The 19,717-nt window shown below is 61.8% G+C and carries 23 protein-coding genes; 2 read left to right on the forward strand and 21 right to left on the reverse strand.

Translation table 11 applies throughout. The features are described 5' to 3' along the window. Window positions 1-4 precede the first annotated feature (4 nt). Window positions 5-508: a pyridoxamine 5'-phosphate oxidase family protein gene (locus AC02Y0_RS03120; RefSeq protein ID WP_476382327.1), complete on the reverse strand. Its 504-nt coding sequence runs from the start codon at window positions 506-508 to the stop codon at window positions 5-7. 158 nt (window positions 509-666) lie between these two features. On the opposite strand from AC02Y0_RS03120, the gene AC02Y0_RS03125 reads away from it, so the two are divergent. After that, window positions 667-1,413, forward strand: a complete 747-nt coding sequence (locus tag AC02Y0_RS03125) for a YebC/PmpR family DNA-binding transcriptional regulator (protein ID WP_444556361.1) — start codon at window positions 667-669, stop codon at window positions 1,411-1,413. Between the two features lie 80 nt (window positions 1,414-1,493). On the opposite strand, the gene glmM is transcribed toward AC02Y0_RS03125, so the two are convergent. From glmM to ruvC, 20 genes are all read right to left on the reverse strand, one after another. Beyond that, window positions 1,494-2,849 (reverse strand): phosphoglucosamine mutase, encoded by a 1,356-nt coding sequence (gene glmM, locus AC02Y0_RS03130; RefSeq protein ID WP_476382329.1) that lies wholly within the window; start codon window positions 2,847-2,849, stop codon window positions 1,494-1,496. 247 nt (window positions 2,850-3,096) lie between these two features. Next, window positions 3,097-5,028 carry an ATP-dependent zinc metalloprotease FtsH gene (gene ftsH, locus AC02Y0_RS03135; protein ID WP_102018337.1) on the reverse strand — a complete coding sequence of 644 codons (1,932 nt, stop codon included), beginning with the start codon at window positions 5,026-5,028 and terminating at the stop codon, window positions 3,097-3,099. Window positions 5,029-5,148: 120 nt separating this feature from the next. Beyond that, window positions 5,149-6,471 (reverse strand): tRNA lysidine(34) synthetase TilS, encoded by a 1,323-nt coding sequence (gene tilS / locus AC02Y0_RS03140; RefSeq protein WP_476382331.1) that lies wholly within the window; start codon window positions 6,469-6,471, stop codon window positions 5,149-5,151. Next, complete coding sequence (ybgF, locus tag AC02Y0_RS03145) at window positions 6,471-7,469, reverse strand: tol-pal system protein YbgF (RefSeq protein WP_476382333.1); 999 nt, start codon at window positions 7,467-7,469, stop codon at window positions 6,471-6,473. Before ybgF ends, tilS begins: the two co-directional genes overlap by 1 nt. Before the next feature lie 162 nt (window positions 7,470-7,631). Beyond that, on the reverse strand, window positions 7,632-8,171 hold the full coding sequence (pal, locus tag AC02Y0_RS03150; protein ID WP_476382335.1) for a peptidoglycan-associated lipoprotein Pal: 540 nt from the start codon (window positions 8,169-8,171) through the stop codon (window positions 7,632-7,634). A 165-nt stretch (window positions 8,172-8,336) separates the two neighbouring features. Next, window positions 8,337-9,641: a Tol-Pal system beta propeller repeat protein TolB gene (gene tolB, locus AC02Y0_RS03155; protein WP_102018333.1), complete on the reverse strand. Its 1,305-nt coding sequence runs from the start codon at window positions 9,639-9,641 to the stop codon at window positions 8,337-8,339. Between the two features lie 21 nt (window positions 9,642-9,662). Beyond that, a complete protein-coding gene (locus AC02Y0_RS03160) occupies window positions 9,663-10,694 on the reverse strand; it encodes a hypothetical protein (RefSeq protein WP_444556366.1) in 1,032 nt (343 codons plus the stop codon). 10 nt (window positions 10,695-10,704) lie between these two features. After that, on the reverse strand, window positions 10,705-11,157 hold the full coding sequence (gene tolR, locus AC02Y0_RS03165; protein ID WP_102018331.1) for a protein TolR: 453 nt from the start codon (window positions 11,155-11,157) through the stop codon (window positions 10,705-10,707). Between the two features lie 24 nt (window positions 11,158-11,181). Next, window positions 11,182-11,901 (reverse strand): protein TolQ, encoded by a 720-nt coding sequence (gene tolQ / locus AC02Y0_RS03170; protein ID WP_307367701.1) that lies wholly within the window; start codon window positions 11,899-11,901, stop codon window positions 11,182-11,184. Between the two features lie 246 nt (window positions 11,902-12,147). After that, a complete protein-coding gene (gene ybgC, locus AC02Y0_RS03175; RefSeq protein WP_476382338.1) occupies window positions 12,148-12,588 on the reverse strand; it encodes a tol-pal system-associated acyl-CoA thioesterase in 441 nt (146 codons plus the stop codon). A gap of 173 nt (window positions 12,589-12,761) precedes the next feature. Then, a complete protein-coding gene (locus AC02Y0_RS03180; protein ID WP_476382340.1) occupies window positions 12,762-13,427 on the reverse strand; it encodes a hypothetical protein in 666 nt (221 codons plus the stop codon). Between the two features lie 269 nt (window positions 13,428-13,696). Beyond that, complete coding sequence (locus tag AC02Y0_RS03185; protein ID WP_476382342.1) at window positions 13,697-14,266, reverse strand: DinB family protein; 570 nt, start codon at window positions 14,264-14,266, stop codon at window positions 13,697-13,699. Then, the gene (locus tag AC02Y0_RS03190; RefSeq protein WP_476382344.1) at window positions 14,263-14,772 is read right to left on the reverse strand and encodes an NUDIX hydrolase; all 510 of its coding nucleotides are present in this window, start codon (window positions 14,770-14,772) and stop codon (window positions 14,263-14,265) included. Before AC02Y0_RS03190 ends, AC02Y0_RS03185 begins: the two co-directional genes overlap by 4 nt. A 4-nt stretch (window positions 14,773-14,776) precedes the next feature. Continuing rightward, window positions 14,777-15,817: a Holliday junction branch migration DNA helicase RuvB gene (gene ruvB, locus AC02Y0_RS03195; protein WP_054148290.1), complete on the reverse strand. Its 1,041-nt coding sequence runs from the start codon at window positions 15,815-15,817 to the stop codon at window positions 14,777-14,779. Next, window positions 15,814-16,209, reverse strand: a complete 396-nt coding sequence (locus tag AC02Y0_RS03200) for a PIN domain-containing protein (protein ID WP_476382346.1) — start codon at window positions 16,207-16,209, stop codon at window positions 15,814-15,816. The genes ruvB and AC02Y0_RS03200 overlap by 4 nt, the downstream gene beginning before the upstream one ends. Further along, window positions 16,206-16,487: an AbrB/MazE/SpoVT family DNA-binding domain-containing protein gene (locus AC02Y0_RS03205; protein ID WP_476382348.1), complete on the reverse strand. Its 282-nt coding sequence runs from the start codon at window positions 16,485-16,487 to the stop codon at window positions 16,206-16,208. Before AC02Y0_RS03205 ends, AC02Y0_RS03200 begins: the two co-directional genes overlap by 4 nt. A 62-nt stretch (window positions 16,488-16,549) precedes the next feature. Further along, the gene (ruvA, locus tag AC02Y0_RS03210; RefSeq protein ID WP_476382350.1) at window positions 16,550-17,167 is read right to left on the reverse strand and encodes a Holliday junction branch migration protein RuvA; all 618 of its coding nucleotides are present in this window, start codon (window positions 17,165-17,167) and stop codon (window positions 16,550-16,552) included. Window positions 17,168-17,183: 16 nt separating this feature from the next. Beyond that, entirely contained in the window at window positions 17,184-17,603 is a 420-nt protein-coding gene (locus AC02Y0_RS03215; protein ID WP_476382352.1) for a type II toxin-antitoxin system VapC family toxin, read from the reverse strand. Continuing rightward, complete coding sequence (locus AC02Y0_RS03220; RefSeq protein WP_476382354.1) at window positions 17,584-17,844, reverse strand: AbrB/MazE/SpoVT family DNA-binding domain-containing protein; 261 nt, start codon at window positions 17,842-17,844, stop codon at window positions 17,584-17,586. Before AC02Y0_RS03220 ends, AC02Y0_RS03215 begins: the two co-directional genes overlap by 20 nt. 55 nt (window positions 17,845-17,899) lie before the next feature. Then, entirely contained in the window at window positions 17,900-18,412 is a 513-nt protein-coding gene (ruvC, locus tag AC02Y0_RS03225; RefSeq protein ID WP_102018322.1) for a crossover junction endodeoxyribonuclease RuvC, read from the reverse strand. A 151-nt stretch (window positions 18,413-18,563) separates the two neighbouring features. Here ruvC and AC02Y0_RS03230 point away from each other — a divergent pair, with 151 nt between their 5' ends. Further along, complete coding sequence (locus tag AC02Y0_RS03230) at window positions 18,564-19,565, forward strand: LLM class flavin-dependent oxidoreductase (protein ID WP_476382357.1); 1,002 nt, start codon at window positions 18,564-18,566, stop codon at window positions 19,563-19,565. The last annotated feature ends 152 nt before the right edge of the window (window positions 19,566-19,717 follow it).

Raw genomic sequence — 19,717 nt, forward strand, 5'->3', positions numbered from 1 at the left:
CGCCTCAGGCGAAGCGGACGTGGCGATGAACGCCGACGTCAGGCATCTTTTCCGGGTTGAGGTTCGCCTTGGCGATTTCCCAGCCGAACTTGATGGTGCTGCCCGTCGAGGCCCAGATCTCGCCCTCGTCGAGGGAAAGCGCCAGCATGGTGAGGAGGGGATCGGACTTGCCGCCCTCGTACCAGGCTGCAACGACCGAGTTCCAGTATTCGTCGATCTTGGCCTGGTCCTTGACCACCGTCAGGCTGCCGGTCAGCGATGCATGATAGTCGTGGTTCTTGCCGACGACGCAGAACTGGCCGCGGCTGCCTTGACGAAGTGCCTTCACAAGGTCGGTGTCGGTCTTGGTGTAGAACCAGATGATATGTGTCGAGCGATCCGCCTGCGGTGCCATGGGCCGCATGAGAAGATCGGAGCCGACGAGACCGAGCATGCCGGCATGCACGTCGTCGATTTCCTCCCAAAGCTGTTCTACGGGATTTTCCTTGGCTTCAGTGAAGCTTGCCATCTTTTGTCTCCTTGGGTTTTGCCGTGGAGGCAACGAAGTTCAAGGTCAGATGTTCCTCACCCAGCGGCGCTTTGCAGAGGGTTGATGACCCTTGAACCGGGCGGATTTCGCCCGTATAAGGCGCCCATTCCCAACATACAGACCTGATCAGGGGTGCCATGGCTGGCCATTCACAGTTTAAAAACATCATGCACCGCAAGGGGAAGCAGGACGGTATCCGTTCCAAGATGTTCTCCAAGCTTGCGCGCGAAATCACCGTTGCTGCAAAGACCGGTCTGCCTGACCCGACCATGAACGCGGCCCTTCGCCTTGCCGTGCAGAACGCCAAGGCACAGTCGATGCCGAAGGACAACATCGAGCGCGCGATCAAGAAGGCGTCCGGTGCCGATGCTGAGACCTATGACGCGATCCGCTACGAGGGCTATGGTCCGGGCGGCGTTGCCGTCATCGTCGAGACGCTGACCGACAATCGCAACCGTACGGCATCCGTCGTCCGCTCGACCTTCTCGAAGGCCGGTGGTGCACTCGGCGAAACCGGTTCGGTATCCTTCTCCTTCGACCATGTCGGCGAGATCACCTACAAGGCTGCTGTCGGCGATGCCGACAAGGTCATGGAAGCGGCGATCGAAGCCGGTGCCGAAGACGTCGTGTCCGATGAAGACGGCCACACGATCTACTGCGCCTTCGAAGACATGAACGAGGTCTCCAAGGCGCTCGAAGCCGTGCTCGGTGGTGCGGAATCGGTCAAGGCCATTTGGAAGCCGCAGAACACCATCGAAGTCGACGAGGAAAAGGCGACTTCGCTGATGAAGCTCATCGACACGCTGGAAGACGATGACGACGTGCAGAACGTCTACTCGAACTTCGAAGTCTCCGACGAAGTCATGGCGAAGCTTTCGGCCTGATCGTCACACTCGATCGAGACAAACAAAAGCCCGGCTGCATCGCAGCCGGGCTTTTTGCTTTTCAGGAATTTGGCGACGGCTCAGGCGGCGGCGCTGCGCACGCTGCCGATGACATCCACCAGTTCGTTGACGATGCGCTCGACCTGCTCGCGGTCGTCGCCTTCCGCCATGACGCGGATCAGGGGTTCGGTGCCGGAGGGGCGGATGACCAGACGACCGGACTTTGCGAGTTCGGCTTCGGCATCGGCGATCGCCTGCTTGACCACGGCGTCTTCCAGCGGCTTGCCGCCGGAGAAGCGGACATTGCGCAGGAGCTGCGGCACGGGCTCGAAGCGATGGCAGAGTTCGCTGACCGTGCGGCCGGTGCGCTTGACGGCGGCGAGGATCTGCAGCGCGGCCACGAGGCCGTCGCCGGTCGTGCCGTGGTCGGAGAGCACGATGTGGCCGGACTGCTCGCCGCCGACGTTGAAGTCGTGGCTGCGCATGTGCTCGACGACATAGCGGTCGCCGACCTTGGTGCGGGCGAGCGTCAGGCCCTTGTCGCCGAGAAAGCGTTCCAGGCCGAGGTTCGACATGACGGTCGCGACGATGCCATTGCCGCGCAGCAGCCCGTCCTGCGCCCAGGTTTCGGCAACGACCGCCATCAGCTGGTCTCCGTCGATGACGGTGCCGTTCTCGTCGACGATGATGACCCGGTCGGCGTCGCCATCGAGCGCGATACCGATGTCGGCGCGGGTTTCATGCACCTTCTTCTGCAGCGTTTCCGGGTGGGTCGAGCCGCATTCGAGGTTGATGTTGGTGCCGTTCGGCTCGTTGCCGATGGTCACCACTTCGGCGCCGAGCTCCCAGAGGGCTGCGGGGGCCACCTTGTAGGCCGCGCCATTTGCGCAGTCGATCGCGACGCGCAGGCCATGCAGGGTGACGTCGCGGGGCAGGGTGCGCTTGGCAAACTCGACGTAGCGGTCATGCACGCCGTCGATACGCTTGGCGCGGCCGATATCATTGGGGGCTGCGAGCTGGCCGTAGATGTCCTTCTCGAGCATGTCCTCGATCTGCAGCTCCAGCTCGTCCGAGAGCTTGTAGCCATCGGGGCCGAAGAGCTTGATGCCGTTGTCGGCGAAGGGATTGTGCGAGGCCGAGATCATCACGCCGAGGTCGCAACGCAGCGAGCGCGTCAGCATGGCAACGGCGGGCGTCGGGATGGGGCCCAAAACGAAGGCGTCGAGGCCGGCTGCCGTAAAGCCGGCGACCATGGCGTTTTCAAGCATGTAGCCGGACAGGCGCGTATCCTTGCCGATCACGACACGGTGGCGATGGCCGCCGCGGCGGAAGATCGTACCGGCGGCGATGCCGACCCGCATGGCGAGATCCGGTGTCATGGGGAAGCGATTGGAGAGGCCGCGGATGCCGTCCGTGCCGAAGTAACGACGTGTCATCAAGTGTTCCTTCAAGTCCTATGGATCTCAGCCGCTTTGGAACGTCATCATTCGTGAGCGATCGCGCGGGGATCCCTTGTTGGCTGCTCATGCCACAGAACGCAGTAAAGGACACGTAAAATAGCGCTAAAAACGATTACACGGCGTTACCGGGTACCCGGTCGTCCACTAAATTCTGCTGATAGGATCATCTGAAACGAAAAAGGCCACCCGTTGGGGTGGCCTCGATCTTGAAGCATTTTTGCGCTCAGTGCGGCTGTGGTTCCAGACCGCCTTCGGCTTCCCCACCCTTCGGGGCGTCCTTGCGGCCGGTCGAGGGCACGGCCGAACCACGGCTTGGCGTGCTGTCGTCACCGCTGTCGCGCGACGGCTTCTCGCCACGGATCAGCGCCTTGATCTCTTCGCCCGAGAGCGTTTCGTATTCAAGCAGACCCTCGGCGATCGCGACGAAGGCGTCGTGGTGGTCGGTCAGGATGCGGCGGGCCTCGGTATAGGCCTCGTCGATCAGGCGACGGACTTCCATGTCGATCTTCTGGGCGGTCGATTCCGAGACGTTCTTTGACTGGGAAACCGAGTGGCCGAGGAAGACTTCCTGCTGGTTTTCACCGTAAGCGACCTGGCCGAGGACGTCGGAGAAGCCCCACTGGGTGACCATGGCGCGGGCAAGCTTGGTGGCCTGCTCGATGTCGGAAGAGGCACCAGAGGTGATATTCTCCTTGCCAAAGGTCAGCTCTTCGGCGACGCGGCCGCCCATCATGATGACGAGACGCGAGACCATCCACTTGTAGCTCATCGAGTAGCGGTCGCCCTCGGGGAGCTGCATGACCATGCCGAGTGCACGGCCGCGCGGAATGATGGTTGCCTTGTGCAGTGGGTCGGCTGCCGGCACCTGCAGAGCGGTGATGGCGTGGCCGGCTTCGTGATAGGCGGTCAGCTTCTTTTCGGCTTCGGTCATGGCGGAGGAGCGGCGTTCCGCACCCATCATGATCTTGTCCTTAGCGTCTTCGAATTCTGCCATGGTAACGACGCGCTTGTTGCGGCGGGCGGCCATCAGGGCTGCTTCGTTGACGAGGTTCATCAGGTCCGCACCGGAGAAGCCGGGCGTGCCACGGGCGAGGACCTTGAGGTCGACGTTCGGAGCCAGCGGAACGTTGCGGGCATGCACCTTGAGGATACGCTCGCGGCCGATGATGTCAGGGTTCGGCACGACGACCTGGCGGTCGAAACGGCCCGGACGCAGAAGGGCCGGATCGAGAACGTCGGGACGGTTGGTCGCGGCGATCAGGATGATGCCTTCGTTCGCTTCAAAGCCGTCCATCTCGACGAGCAGCTGGTTCAGCGTCTGCTCGCGTTCGTCGTTGCCGCCGCCAAGACCGGCGCCACGATGGCGACCGACGGCGTCGATTTCGTCGATGAAGATGATGCAAGGTGCGTTCTTCTTGGCCTGCTCGAACATGTCGCGGACGCGGCTTGCGCCGACACCGACAAACATTTCGACGAAGTCAGAACCCGAAATCGTGAAGAACGGGACGTTAGCTTCGCCAGCAACCGAGCGGGCGAGCAGCGTCTTACCTGTGCCCGGAGGGCCGACGAGAAGCACGCCGCGCGGGATCTTGCCGCCGAGGCGCTGGAACTTCTGCGGGTCGCGCAGGAATTCGACGATTTCTTCCAAGTCCTGCTTGGCTTCATCGACGCCAGCGACGTCATCAAAGGTGACGCGGCCGTGCGCTTCGGTGAGAAGCTTCGCCTTGGACTTGCCGAAGCCCATGGCGCCGCGCGAGCCACCCTGCATCTGGCGCATGAAGAACAGCCAGACACCAAGGATCAGCAGCATGGGGAGGAGCGTGCCGATATAGCTCAGGAAGCCTGAGGAGCCGTCGGTTTCCGGACGCGCGACGATCATGACGTTTTCTGCTTCCAGCTTGGAGAGCAGGTTGTCGTCGACGACGGGCGCATAGGTCTGGAAGGCTGTGCCGGATTCGGCATATTTGCCGAGAACGCGGTTGCCTGTGACCGTCACCTCACGAACGCGCCCAGCGTCCACTTCGCGCAGGAACTGCGAATAGGGGATCTCGCTCGAGGCCGTCTGCGAAGGCGACGTCTGGAACATGCTGAACAGCGCGATCAGCAAAAGGGCGATGATCGCCCAGAGCGCGAAATTGCGAAAATTTGGGTTCATTGAACTCCCCGAACCTGTGGTGCGGGACGGAGCCCCGCAGAATTATCTCATAACATAGGATCGTGGCGCATCCTTGCCAAGGCAAACGCACCCTCGCAGATCGTTTTCCGTCAATAAGTCTTAAATGGGTGAGGGCGGGGCCGGTTCCGCGCCGAGAATGCGGGCGATAGCATCGGCGAGTGGCTGGTCGAAGCCGGGCATGAAGTCTGCGAAGAGCGAGAGGCGCGGGGTGATGGTGATCTTATCGCTTGCGGCACCCGAAAGCTCTTTGTCCACAATGACTTGCGGGCAGTTTCCAGCAAGTGCAGAGCGCACTGCGCCGGGAAGTTCTGAGATGATTTCGGCGGCTGGTCCGGCTGTGACGGTCACTTCGTCCGCGCTTTGGTTCTCAATCAGGTAGCGCCCGTCCCAAACCATCGTGGCTGTTGGCGGCAGGGACAGCGGCAAAAAACCGCGCCTTTCGCGCAGCAGAAAAAGGTCCTGGCCCCGACGCAGCACCAGGCATCCCGACATTGTGAGCCGGAAATCCTTGCCAGCGTCGAGTGCATCGGCCAGGCGCGCAAGGCTCGTTGCCGCCGGCCGGTGCGGTTTGCCGCCGAGAATGGCCGTCAGTGCCGCGAGTGCGTGATCGCGGATTTCGGACGGAGCTGCGTCGCCCGAAAGCGCGATTTTCACAACGGCACCGGTGAAGACCTCTGCCGATGCGTCAAGCCACGTGGCCGCGCCGAGGGACAGTGCCTCCCGTTTGCGAGCAGCCTCCTCGATTGCCGAAGGTGAGATCGTCGGTGCCGACTGGCGAATGCGGATGCGTTCGTAACGGGGATCTTCATTGCTAGGGTCATCGATCCAGCTTTGGCCGAGGCCATCCAGATAGCTGCGGACAGCGCCGCGGCGGGTGCGCAGAAAAGGGCGGAGGATCCAGAGACGGCCCCCGTAGAGGGTAGCAGGTGCCATGCCGGTAAGGCCGAGAGCGCCCTCTGTCGAGCGATCGGCACGCATGGCGACTGTTTCGATCTGGTCATCGAGCGTATGGCCGGTCACGATTGCATCGGCACCGAGCGCGTCGGCTACGTCAGCGAGGAGCCGATAACGCGCGTGGCGGGCGGCGGCGGGTAGACCCTGCTCGGGTTTCGCGTCTGACCAGCGTGCGATGCGGTGGGGAATACCAAGGTGTTCGCAAAGCTTGGCGACCGCGCGCGCTTCGTTGGCTGAACCGGGGCGCAGAGCATGGTCGACGGTTGCGGCCGTCAGGGTGTGGTGATGGTGAAAGCGCTGCGTTGCGATCGCGCGCTGCAGGGAAAGCAGAAGGCCGGTCGAATCACTGCCGCCGGAGATGGCGACCAGCAGGCGCGTCGGGCGGCGGAGGGCATAGAGGAAATCTTCGATCGCCGCTTCGGGCGAGAGGTCGGGCACAGGCGAACCTGCCGCGCGGCGCGCGGCCATCAGCAGCCGAGGCGCTTCTGCTCGCTCGCGACCTTGGATACGACGGCGCGGGAAGCCTTGGGATAGCGCTTGGAGACTTCGCGCAGCGTGGCGCAGGCGGTCTCTGTGTTGTCGAGGGCAGCCAGCGACATGCCGAGCTTCAGCAGCATTTCAGGTGCCTTGGGAGAGGTGTTGTAGGTCTGGTGCGCGTTGAGGAAGGTCTTGGCCGCCTCGTTGTAATTGCCCTGCGAATAGAGGGCCTCGCCAAGCCAGAAGTTGGCATCTGCGATCTTGGCACTGCTCGGATAGGCGGCGATGAAATCCCGGAATTCGCTCTCGGCCAGCGAATAGTCGCCGGAGAGCACATGGGCATAGGCCACCTGGTAGACATCGCTTTCGGAATTCAGCGAGGCTGTCTGCGAGGGCGCGGCCTGACCGGTGGTCGAGGGAGCCGTCACGCCGCTGTCAACGCCGGGCAGGGCGGTTGAGCTATTGCCGAGGGCGTCCTGATTGAGCGTTGCCGTGACCGGCATGCCGCTTTCGTCGAGCGCGATCGAGCCGAGGGTCTGTTCGGCGGGAGCGGTGCCCGGCGCCTGGCCGGCCGAGGAAGCGTCGGCGGTTGCGCCGACGTCCGGTGTTTCGGTGATGATCTCGGCAACGGAATCCTGTTGCTGGCCGCCCTGGACGGGACGGGTCAGAGATCCACTCTTCTTTTCGAGATCCTGGAAGCGGAACTCGTTGTCTTCCTGCTGCTTGCGGATGGTTTCCTGCATCTGGAGAAGCTGGAAGCTCATTTCCTCGATCCGGCCGTTCAAGGCGCGAATCTCTTCCTCAAGCTGCTGAACACGCAGGGTCGGGTCTGTTGCCTGGGCGAGATGCACCTCGGCCTTGGGCGAATGTTCGGGCGCAGTCTTCTGGCCGAACTGGACGTTTGGAAACAGCTGGAACGCGTTCGCGCTGCCATGCAGTCCCATGAGCGAGGCCGTCGCAAGCAGAGCGGCCATCACAAGTTTGTTCATGTTCCTTTTTCCTGTTTTCGCGGCGAATTGCGCCGAACCAGCGCCGACAGGAGTTTTCCCAATTGCCTGCAAAAAGCAACCAAGTTCGGCCAAAGTATGGAGAAAAGTAAAAGGCGGCCCAGGGGCCGCCTTCACGTGCTGGTGATTGCCGGGTGGACCGGATCACATGCCGGCGCCACCGAGAACGGTGACGGCGCGGCGGTTCTGCGACCAGCAGGAAATGTCGTCGCAGACGGCGACCGGACGTTCCTTGCCGTAGGAAATGGTCTTCAGGCGCTGAGCCGGAACACCGCGCTGCGCGAGGTAATCGCGGGTGGCGGCGGCACGGCGTGCGCCGAGGGCCAGGTTGTATTCGCGGGTGCCGCGTTCGTCGGCATGGCCTTCGATCGTGATCGCGTAGTTCGGGTAGCGGGCCAGCCACTGGGCCTGACGGTCGAGCGTCTGAGCGGCATCGGCACGGATCGAAGTCGAGTCGGTGTCGAAGAAGATGCGGTCGCCGACGTTGACGGTGAAGTCCTGGGCCGAACCCGGAGTTGCGGCACCAGCGCCACCGGCGCCGAGGCCGAGTTCGCCAGCGCTGTTGGGCAGGTTCTTCTTGTTGGCGCAGCCTGCGAGGGCAAGAGCCACGGCAAATGCGATCATGGCCGGGTTGGTTGCCATTTTCTGCAGACGGCTCGTGGCCGGGGAATGAATGCGGCTCATCGCCGGTCTCCTTGAATTCTCTGTTAGGGTTGCCGGACCTTAACCAATCGCGGTTAACCGGCTTCCAACAATCATGGTTAACAAACTGTCAAATCACGCGTCGAAGATGGCGATTGCAGGCCGTTTGCGGCGAGAAAGAGGCGCAAAAGCGCCTCTTTCCGATCACTATTCCATCAGCGGCGACCAGGCCGGGTCAGACGCGAAGGACGGCGTCTTCACCAGCTGCTCGTTGTAACCGGTGAGGTCGATCGAGTAGAGCTGCGGTCCACCGGCGCCAGCGTTCTGGCGGAAGAACATCAACACGCGGCCGTTCGGTGCCCAGGTCGGGCCTTCATTGTGGAAGCCCGTCGTCAGGATGCGCTCGCCCGAACCGTCCGTCTTCATCACGCCGATCGAGAACTTGCCGCCCGACTGCTTGGTGAAAGCGATCAGATCGCCGCGGGGAGACCAGACCGGGGTCGAGTAGGAACCGTCGCCGAACGAGATGCGGCGCTGGCCGGAGCCATCGGCACCCATGATGTAGAGCTGCTGGCGGCCGCCACGGTCGCTTTCGAAGACGATCTGGCTGCCATCAGGCGAGTAAGATGGCGAAGTGTCGATGGCCGCTGTCGAGGTCAGGCGGGTCGTGGTGCGCGAGCGCAGGTCCATCGTGTAGATGTTGGCATTGCCTTCCTGCTGCAGGCTCATGATGACCCGCTGGCCATCCGGCGAGAAGCGCGGCGCAAACGTCATGCCGGGGAAGTTGCCCACGACCTCGCGAGAACCGGTTTCCAGCTGCAGCAGATAGACGCGCGGCTGGTCGCCCTCGAAGGACATGTAGGTGATTTCCTGGCGGTTCGGCGAGAAGCGCGGGGTCAGCACGAGGTCCTTTGAGCTGGTTAGCGGGCGCATGTTCTCGCCGTCCTGGTCCATGATCGCGAGCTGGCGCTTGCGGTCGGTCTTCGGACCGCTTTCGGAGACGAAGACGATGCGGGTGTCGAAATAGCCCTTTTCGCCGGTGATGCGCTCATAGATGGCGTCGGCGATCATATGGGCGACGCGGCGCCAGTTCTTCGGGTCGGTGAAGAACTGCTGGCCAGTCATCTGCTGGCCACCAAAAGTATCCCAGAGACGGAATTCGGCACGAAGGCGACCATCCGGCTCGCGGACGATGCGGCCGACGACGAGGGCTTCTGCCTTCAGGACCTTCCAGTCCTCGAAACGCGGAGGCTGGTCGGGATTGGAGATCTTCTCGATGAAGGCGGCGCGGCTGACCGGGGCAAAGAGGCCCGAACGCTTCAGGTCGGCTTCGACCACGGCGGAGATCTGGGCGCCGATGCCATCAGCGGAGATGAAGTCGGTAATCGCGATCGGCAGCGGCTGAACGTTGCCGCGGTTGATGTTGATTTCCACGGCTGCGTTTGCAGGTGCCACGAAGGCGCCTGCCATGCCGGCACAGACCAGCAGAATGCGGAGAAGGAGAGTTTTCATGCTTACCAAGCCTTTCAGCTCTTACATCAGTTCGCTGGGGTCGAAATTGACGACAACTTCAGACCAAGCGTCGTATTTGTCCGGGGGAAGATTGGTGAACGGGGCGGACTTTCGAACGGCGCGCACGGCCCCGCTCATGAGAACCTGTTGAGCCGACGGTGAACCGCCGGTTGCGGTCGCCTCCGGCTCGCCGACGAGCTCGCCATTCTGGTCGAGGCGGAAGGTGACGCGGACGCGGACATCGGCAGCATCGGCCATGCCGGGCGTAATCAGCCAGTTGTTCTGGATGATGCCGCGCAGCGCGTCGAGTTCGCTCTGGCTCAGCGTCGAGCCGCCGGTATTGGTGCTGCCGCCCAGCGCTTCAGGTGCCGTAGAGCGTTTTGCGCCGCCACCGGCTGCGTCTGTCTTGTTGAGAAGGGCCGCCACGTCATCGGCGTTGAAGTCGCTTTCCATCTGCGGCTTCGACTTTGCCGTTTCCTGGGCCTTGGTGTCCTTCTTGGCGTCAGGCTTCGGCGGCTTCTTTTCTGCGGGCTTGGCGATCTCTGGCTGCGGACGGGCAGCCGGGATCGGCGCCTTCTCGGGCAGGGGGATCTCTTCGGCAACCGTCTCTTCGGGCACGGCCTCTTCAGTCGGCTTCGGTTCGGGCTCTGGCGGAGGTGCCGTCTCTTCGGGCACGACTTCCTTGACCTCATTCACTTCCGGATCAGGTGTCGGTGCCGGCGTTTCCACCTTCTTCGGTGCAGCCGCGACTTCCTGCTCGACCGGGCGCTGCGAAGGCGTCGGCGGGGATTTCAGGTCGACTTCATTGTCGCCGAAGTTTTCAGCGGGTTCGGCGATCGGCGGCTTTTTCGTCGGCACGGGTGCGGATGTCTCCGCCATCGGTGCCGTCTTGGAGCCCTGCTGTATCTGGGTGAATTCCGAGATCGGGACGATGTCGACGGGGAGGGTTTCCATCGGGGCGATCTCCAGCTTTTCGGGCGAGCCGAGGCTCACCAGGGCTGCAGAGAGCGCCAGTGTGTGCAGAAACGAGGATGTGAAGAGGCTGCCCTTCATGTCCGTCCGATCAATTCTGCTGTTCCTGCAAGGTCACGAGACCGATATTGGTGAAGCCGGCCGACGAAATCCGCGCCATGACCTGCATGACGATGCCATAGGTGGCGGCGGTATCAGCACGCACGAAAATACGTTCATTGTAGCCGGTGGTGGCGATCGCCTGCAGCTTCGGCACGACTTCCTCGATCGGGATCGCCGTTTCCTGCAGATAGATCTCGCCCGCCGGATTGACCGAGACGGTGATCGGCTGATTTTCGCTGCTCATCGCCTTGGCCTGCGTCTGCGGCAGGTCGATCGGCACGCCAACCGTCATCATTGGTGCTGCAACCATGAAGATGATCAGCAGCACGAGTACGACGTCGACGAAGGGCGTGACGTTGATTTCGCTGACGAGGGCTTTCTTGCCACCGCGACGTCCGCGGCGTCCGCCACCCTTGCTACCCGATCCGACCGACATACCCATGATGCGTCCCCTGCCTTCCGGGCCTTACTGTGCCGCCTGGCGCGGCTGCAGCTTCTCGTCGATCTGACGCGACAGGATGGCCGAGAATTCGTCTGCAAAGCCTTCCATGCGCGACGAGAGCTTGCCCGCTTCGCCGGAGAACTTGTTGTAGGCGATAACCGCGGGGATAGCGGCGATCAGGCCGATTGCGGTAGCGAGCAATGCTTCGGCGATACCCGGTGCGACGACCGCGAGGCTGGCATTGTTAGAGCCGGCGATTGCCTGGAACGAGGTCATGATGCCGATGACGGTACCGAAGAGGCCGATAAAGGGACCGGCAGAGCCGATCGTGGCCAGCGACGACAGGCGCGATTCGAGCGTTTCGGATTCGCGTGCCATTGTCACGTCCATGGCGCGGTCGATGCGCATCTGAAGGCCGATCGGCGAGCGGGCGCCGCGCTCGAAGCTCTTCTTCCACTCGCGCATGGCGGCGACGAAGATGGCGGCAAGGCCCGTGTTGTTGCGCTCGGCAAGGGTGCGATAGAGCTCTTCCAGCGACTGGCCTGACCAGAAGACCTGCTCGAACTGATCGAACTGGCGGCGGGCGCGGGCGTAGCTCAAGTATTTGTCGATGACGATCGCCCAGGTCCAGACGGAGGCAGCCATCAGGCCGATCATGACGAGCTTGACGATCAGGCCCGCCTGCATGAAGAGGCCCCAAAGGCTCACGTCATGGGTCGCAGCAGCCATTCCAACTTGTTCCATCGCCTTCAATTCCCCGAAATCCAAACGCCCGGTGGGTTGGACCGGGCGGCGACATGAGCTTTACTGGTGGAAAACTTGTGCGGTTGCAGCCGCCGAAACCCTTTTCCCGCCTTAGCTCCCAGAGTGCTTCTGGGATGAAAATTTGGTCAAAGGAAGGCGTGCGCTGCACAAACTTCCAAGCGCCGAGTAAGACCCGATTAAGGTTAAAAAGGGGTTACCAAGGGCCTTGATCAGGGGTTTGTGAATTCAGGCGAGGAACTGTTTGGCGAGAGCATCCGGCAGGCGTCTGGGGCGACCGGCGCGGTTAACGACAGCGATCACCACCTTGGCGGCGATCAAGATCTGCTCGCCCCGGCGGATCTCCTGCTGCAGGATCATCTTCGCACCGCCGGCCTTTTCGGTGACGGTCACGACCGTGATGATGTCGTCCATGCGGGCAGGGGCCTTGAAGTCGATCTCCATGCGGTGGACCATGAAGGCGAGGCCTTCGTCCGAGGCCTGGAAGAGTGTCGACTGCTCGACGCCGACGCAGCGGAGATAATCCGTCCGGGCGCGTTCCATGAAATGCAGGTAGCGGGCGTGATAGACGGCGCCGGAGAAGTCGGTGTCTTCATAGTAGACGCGCTGGGTCAGGTGATGACCATCTGCTGTCAGCGTGCCGGAGAGCGATATTTCCATCGAAGACATTGCCGTCCCTGGTCCTGCATGGGCGGCACTGCTCGGTGCCTAGCCCGGTAATCTCGTCAGGAGGCGCATAGCAGAAAGTGGCGGAGTTTCGCAAACCTGGATCGTGTTTCAGGGATCCGCTTAGGCTGGATAGAAGGCCGGCCCTTACGCGCCAGCCTCCGGTTCAGTCTTCGTCAGGCAAGCCCCATGACCGGTTTCGACCGATCGCGCAGGCTGGAGGGCAGTTCAGAGCGCCGGTCGTCTCCAAGTGCCAGAAGGAGGAGCTGCGTTGCCAGCAAGGCAAGCGTCAGCAGCAGGGCATAGGCGAGCAGGATCGTCGTCATCGGTACGACGAAATTGAGCTGCGGCATCGCGCCGAGAAGCAGAGGGACGTACCAGGAGGTGGCCGACAGGGCGCCCGAGGCAAAGAACAGGCTGCGCTGTCCGGTCGACATTCCGTCGAGCAGTGAGCGTCCGATCTGCGCTTTCACCTTGGGAAGCACGGCCATGTGCAGGAAGATCCCGTTGATCGTCAGGATGAGGACGATCGTCATCTTGGCCCAGACCTTTTCATTGCCGAGCCGGATCGGATCGAAGGCGCTGTAATAGGCTAGAAAGCCAAGCCCTGTGATCCAAAGAAGGATCAAGCCGGCATTGACGATCCGCGAGCCGAAATGGAAGACGTTCCACTGGTCGGACGTTACCTTGCCCCTGAGGAAGAACTTCAGGATCATCAGGTCGAGAACTGTTGCCGCCCCCAGGCCCAAGGCAAGGCCTATGAAGTGGACGATACGCAACCCCGTCTTGATGGATGCGACGGGATCGAGGCGTAATGTATCGATAAGGTACATGAGACCCATAACGGGAATCCTTCAGGTTGTGCGAGGCCCCCACTTCCTCCTTCTGTCCAGTTTTACAGACGTGCGGAACCATTTCCGCAAACGCCGGGCGTATGCTGACTGTGAAATCAGGAATTACTCATTGCGTCGACTTAAGGGGCCGCACTTAACCTTAGGTCCGCCGCCTCATTACTGGCGTATCTGGACGGAAAAGGGGCTGGCATGTGGCGTCATTATGATATGCGGATTGTCTGATGCATGCGCTCCGCAGATGCGGTGCGACCGGCTTGTCAGGCTTCGCGCAGGTTCATGACCTGCGCTTCTGTTAGCCCCAGCCGCTGAAGAACATCCGAACGGCTTGCCGCGTCATCGGCGACGATGAACTCGTCGATCTGTGGTGGCTTGATTGTGGTGCCAGCCAGCATGGCATGCGCCTGGCCGCGATGATGGGTCTGGTGCTGGAAGAGGTGGGAGAGCACATCGTCGCATCGCTCCACCTGGATGCGGCCTGTGCGATGGATCCTCACAGGGCGGTCGAGGTATTCGTCGTTTAGAGCCAGGCAAAAGGCGAGCAGGCGTCGGTCGGATGCCAATTGCGCTGCGCGAAGGTCGGCGTGGTCGGGAAAGGGGATCTGATTGGCCCAGGCCTTCGGGCCAAGATCACCGCCTTCGAGGGCGTCGACGTAGAACCAGTCGATGATCAGGATATGATTGAGTGTGGCGACGAGCGAAGGGAAAAAGCTCGTGCGGGGTGCCTTGAATTCTCCGGGCTCCAGCTGCGAGACGGCCTCGTGCAGGCGGTCGTTGGCCAGCATATTGGCATAGGCGAGCTTGCGGATGAACCGTGTGGTCTCTGTCATGGCGTGTCGAGGTCCCCATCGTGCCAGACCACATGTTTCGGCGAGGCCGGCAGGTTCTCGATTTCTTCGGCGATGAAATAGGGTGGGATATCCAGGGCCTTCAGCGCTTCCCGTGTCGCCGGCACCCATTTGAATTCCAGAGAATTCTTGCCGTCCTCGTTGCGGTGGATGATGTCGGTGGGGTGGAAGGGAAAGCTGTTCGGGATCTCCATCCGGTAATAGAGACCCAGCTCGTGCCACGCCTTGCCCTCGTAGTCGAAGAAGTTCTCGACAATCCAGAGCAGCGGGCCGACGACGGCCTCGACGCCCAGCTCTTCCTGCATCTCGCGCACCAGTGTTTCCGTCGAAGTCTCGCCGATCTCCGCGCGGCCGCCGGGAAAGGTCCAGAAGGTCTCATGTGTGGCGCGGTGGACCAGCACATGACCGTCGCGGAAGGCGAGGCCGGCGATGCGGTGGTTGAAGCGCCGCTTGCTGTCCTTGATGGTGATGAGGGTGCGTTTGGACACGGTCTCAATCGTCCTCGAGCGTGAGCCGGAATTGCGCCGCTTCGAGATCCTTGGGCGGTGTCATGCCGAGGTGTTTCCAGGCGGTGGCCGTCAAAACACGGCCACGCGGGGTGCGTTGGATGAAGCCCTGCTGGATCATGTAGGGTTCGATGATATCTTCGATGGCGTCGCGCGGTTCCGACAGGCCGGCGGCGATGGTTTCGATGCCCACAGGGCCGCCGCCGAAGTTGACGGCGATCATCGAGAGGTAGCGCATGTCGAGCTGGTCGAGGCCCATATTGTCGACGTTGAGCCGCGTCAGGGCTTCGTCGGCGATCTGGCGAGTGACGGCCTCGGCGCGAGCCACTTCGGCGAAGTCGCGGACACGTCGCAGCAGACGGCCGGCGATGCGGGGCGTGCCACGCGCGCGGCGGGCGACTTCGCGGGCGCCGTCTTCCGTCATCGGCAGGTTCAAGAGGCGGGCACCACGGCGGACGATCGATTCCAGCTCCTCGACGGTGTAGAAATTCAGCCGAACCGGGATGCCGAAACGGTCACGCAGCGGCGTCGTCAGAAGGCCCAGACGGGTGGTGGCGGCGACAAGGGTGAACTTCGACAGGTCGATCTTCACCGAGCGGGCGGCGGGGCCTTCGCCGATGATCAGGTCGAGCTGGAAGTCCTCCATGGCCGGATAGAGGATTTCCTCGACGGCGGGGCTCAAGCGATGGATCTCGTCGATGAAGAGTACGTCGCGCTCTTCGAGATTGGTGAGAAGAGCCGCGAGATCACCCGCTTTGGCGATAACGGGACCGGAGGTCGAGCGGAAGTTGACGCCGAGCTCCTTGGCCATGATCTGGGCAAGCGTCGTCTTGCCGAGGCCGGGAGGGCCGACGAAGAGCACGTGATCCAGCGCCTCGCCGCGGTTCTTGGCCGCCTCGATGAAGATCTTCAGATTGGCACGCGCCTCGGCCTGACCGGTGAAGTCGTCGAGCGTCTGCGGGCGCAGAGCCGCATCGAGGTCTTCGCCACGCTTTTCCGGGGTCAGGATCGGGTTGTTGGTGTTCATGCGAGAAGTTCCATGCCGGGCATTGCCTGGGCTGCTATTTTGTCGAATGTCACGGTCTGATGACAGCCAGCCCGCTTGGACGACCAGGCAATCAGATAGTCGGCGATATCTGTTCCTGGCGTCTCCTGAGAAAGGAGTGCGTCCAGCTCTTCGGTGAATTCCACCACGAGGCGATCCGCCGCCAACAAATTCTGAATGAGGTCGCTTACGGTCGCCGAAGGAAGCTTCACTCGCCGACGTAGCAACCAAACAGTTTCTGCGATAACAATCGCGCTGACAAAAGCCGGGTCTTCTGCGCTTCGTTTCGAGAAGAAATCGCGCGCAAGTGCGTTTTGCTTCGGATCGTCCTCGACAAGAAATCGGACGAGCACGTTGGTGTCGACGCCGATCATTTCAATCGCTCTGCCGTTTCGCGCAGGATGCGCTTATCGTCTTCCGCTACGGCGTCGGCCACAGACGCCTCCATATCTTCCAGGCTCAAGCTTACCCCCGGAGGCAGTTTGAAGACGCCGGCGAGATCCATCAGGTTCTTGTTTTTCGGGATCGCCACCACCTGGCCATTGCGAGCGGCGACATAGAACCTTGTGCCCGGTTCCAGCTTCAGTGCATCTCGAACTTCGCTCGGGATCGTAATCTGACCTTTGGAGGTCATAGTGGTAAAGGCACCCATGTCTTACCTCCTCAAGGAATTCTTACGAGAAGCATATCAGTATTTCGTTCTAGCGCCAATTCCTACCGCGACAGCTCCTTCAACCCCAGCCGTATCAGCTTGGCGCTATCAGCGCCTTCGCCGCCGTTCTTGAGGGCCGCCGCGATGGCATTGGCGGCCTGGTCACGGGAGTAGCCGAGGTTGGTCAGTGCTGAGACGGCATCGGCAACCGGGACGGAGGCCACGCCTTCGCCGAGTTCCTGCTTGAGGCCTATATTGGCCGAAGCCTCGCCGGCGAAAGCAGGGGCCTTGTTCTTCAGTTCGGTCACGAGGCGAAGTGCGACCTTCGGCCCGACGCCAGGCGCACGGGAGATCGCGGCCTTGTCTTGTAGCGCGATGGCGTTCGCGAGTTCCGACGGGGTGAGGGTAGAGAGGACGGCAAGCGCCACCTTGGCACCCACACCTTGCACGCTTTGCAAGAGCTTGAACCATTCCCGCTCCAGCGCGCTCATGAAGCCGAAGAGCTTCAACTGGTCTTCGCGCACATAGGTCTCGATGAAGAGGACGACTGCTTCCCCTGCAGAGCCGATGCGGCCGAGGGTGCGCGAGGAGCAGTGGGCGACGTAGCAGACGCCGTGGACGTCGACGAGGACATAGTCGTCGCCGATCTCGTCGATGGTGCCTTTGAGTTTGCCGATCATGGATAAGTCCGTCGCGTTACAGGGGATGGGTTTCGGGAGAGATGATGTCGAGGTCTGGGAAGTAGCTGCGATACCGCGCCGCATCCCGTGTCAGCAAACGGTGAGACCTCACGGCTGCGTGGGCCCCAATAAGGAAGTCCGGTAGGGTGCGGTCGCGCTGTCCGCCGTTCTTTCGATAAAGCAGATGGGCTTTCCCAGCGCGGAAAGCCACTTCATAGGAAAGCGGCTCTTTCTTCAGGTCGAGCCAATCGAGCGCCTGGCTGAGTTGCTGCTCGCTCAAAGGAGAAGCGGCAAGCTCTGACCAGATGACCGGGTTAATCACCAAAGGGCCTTCGTGGAAGCAGCGCTTCATCGCATCAAGCGACCAAGCACGCGTTTCGCTACCCGGCCCCAGCACATCAATCAGCGCATTGGTGTCAATGACGGTCGAGGTCATCACGCGGTCCCCGCAGCCAATCGACATATTCGTCTGCTGTCATTCCATTCGTGTCAAAGACACCCTGGACGCTTCTTGCCCATGCGTCGAAGTCCTTGAATGCATCCGTCGCGTCACCATTCTTGACGAGCATGACGCCCTTCTCGGCAACAACGAATTCCACTTCCGACCCTGGCTTGATGCCAAGCCGATCGCGGATTTCCTTGGGGATGGTGACCTGGCCTTTTTCGGTGACGCGCATGGTAATACCTCTGAAGTATTACTTACGGCTGCCAACGGAACAAGTCAAGAACAAATCAGGCTGAGGCCAGCACCTTGCGCATGCGGTCGCCGCCCCTGTTATGGGCGTGGCAGATGGCGATGGCGAGGGCATCGGCGGCATCGTTGCCCTTGAATTCGGCCTTGGGCATCAGGATCTTCAGCATCATGTGGATCTGCGCCTTTTCGCCGTGGCCGACGCCGATGACGGCCTTCTTCACGGCGTTTGGCGCATATTCCGCCACCGGCAGGCCGGCGCGGGCAGGGACCAGCATGGCGATGCCACGGGCCTGGCCGAGCTTGAGGGTCGCCACCGCATCCTTGTTGACAAAGGTCTGTTCGACGGCTGCCTCGTCGGGCTTGTAGGCATGCACCACTTCGGCCAGACCATCATGCAGCTGGCACAGGCGGGAGGCGAGATCCATGTCTCCGTCGGAGGTGACGGTGCCCGATCCGACGAAGCGCAGGGAGTTGCCGAGCGTCTCGATGACGCCCCAGCCGCAGCGGCGCAGGCCTGGATCTATGCCTATGATGCGAATCGTGGATGTCATGCCAAACCCTAATGCAGATGCGGGCTGGTGTGCCAGTCAAATGTGAACAAACCGAAAACAAGCGAAGTGATTATAATTTATTATCGTCACCTCTTGGGACTTTGGCGGGGCCTGACTACATGAGGGAGGTACATAGAACAGGGCCACCGCCATGATACCGTTTTCCATTCTCGATCTTTCTCCCATCTCCGAGGGACATTCGGTCCGCGAGGCGCTGGACGCGTCGCGCAAGCTTGCGCAGGTGGCGGAAGAGAACGGATATCGCCGCTTCTGGCTGGCCGAGCACCATGGCATGCCGGGCATCGCAAGTGCAGCGACGGCACTGGTGATCTCCCATGTGGCGGCAGGCACAGAGACGATCCGCGTCGGCTCCGGCGGCATCATGTTGCCCAACCATTCGCCGCTGGTGATTGCCGAGCAGTTCGGAACCCTGGAAGCCCTCTACCCTGGGCGCATTGAACTCGGTCTTGGCCGTGCGCCGGGAACGGACATGCGCACAGCGCGTGCCCTCCGGCGCAATATGGATGCCGGTGCCGAGAGCTTCCCACACGACATTCTCGAACTGCAGCGCCTGATGGGCGAGCCGGATGACGAGGGCGGGCTGATCGCCGTGCCCGGCATGAACAGCCACGTGCCGATCTGGCTTCTCGGGTCGAGCCTCTATAGCGCGCATCTCGCTGCCGCGCTTGGATTGCCCTATGCGTTCGCCTCGCATTTTGCCCCGGATCAGTTGCTCGACGCTGTCGAGATCTACCGCGAGCGCTTCCAGCCGTCGGCTTCCTTGCAGAAGCCCTATGTGATGGTCGGCACCATGGCGGCGATTGCGGAGACGGATCGGGAGGCCGAACGCCTCTTCACGTCTGCCCAGCAGCAGTTCGTCAACCTTCGTCGCAACGTTCGCCGGGCGTTCCCGCGTCCCGTCGATACGATGGAAGGCTTCTGGTCGGATGTCGAGCGTATCGGCGTGGAGCACACCCTGCGTTATGCGATCGTGGGTTCGCCTGAGACGGCTGCGGACAAGCTCGGCCGCTTTATCGCCGAGGTCAGACCCGATGAAGTCATCGTCTCGACGCCGGTCCACGATCTGAACGCCCGGCTGCGTTCCGTCGAGCTCTTTGCGGGCCTCCGGGAGCACGTGGCGCAGCCCGCCTGAACCCCTTGGTATTACGGGGTTTCGCCTAATATCTTTACGGCCAATTAAGGGCAGAGAGTGATTGTTCCTGGATAAAAGGGGAATTTGCTGTGTTTCGCAGCAGATCGAAATTCTGGCCGCGACCGGACTTGTCCGGCCGGCCAGCGGGAACA

It is taken from the genome of Allorhizobium sp. nf9_anc (assembly GCF_056323085.1).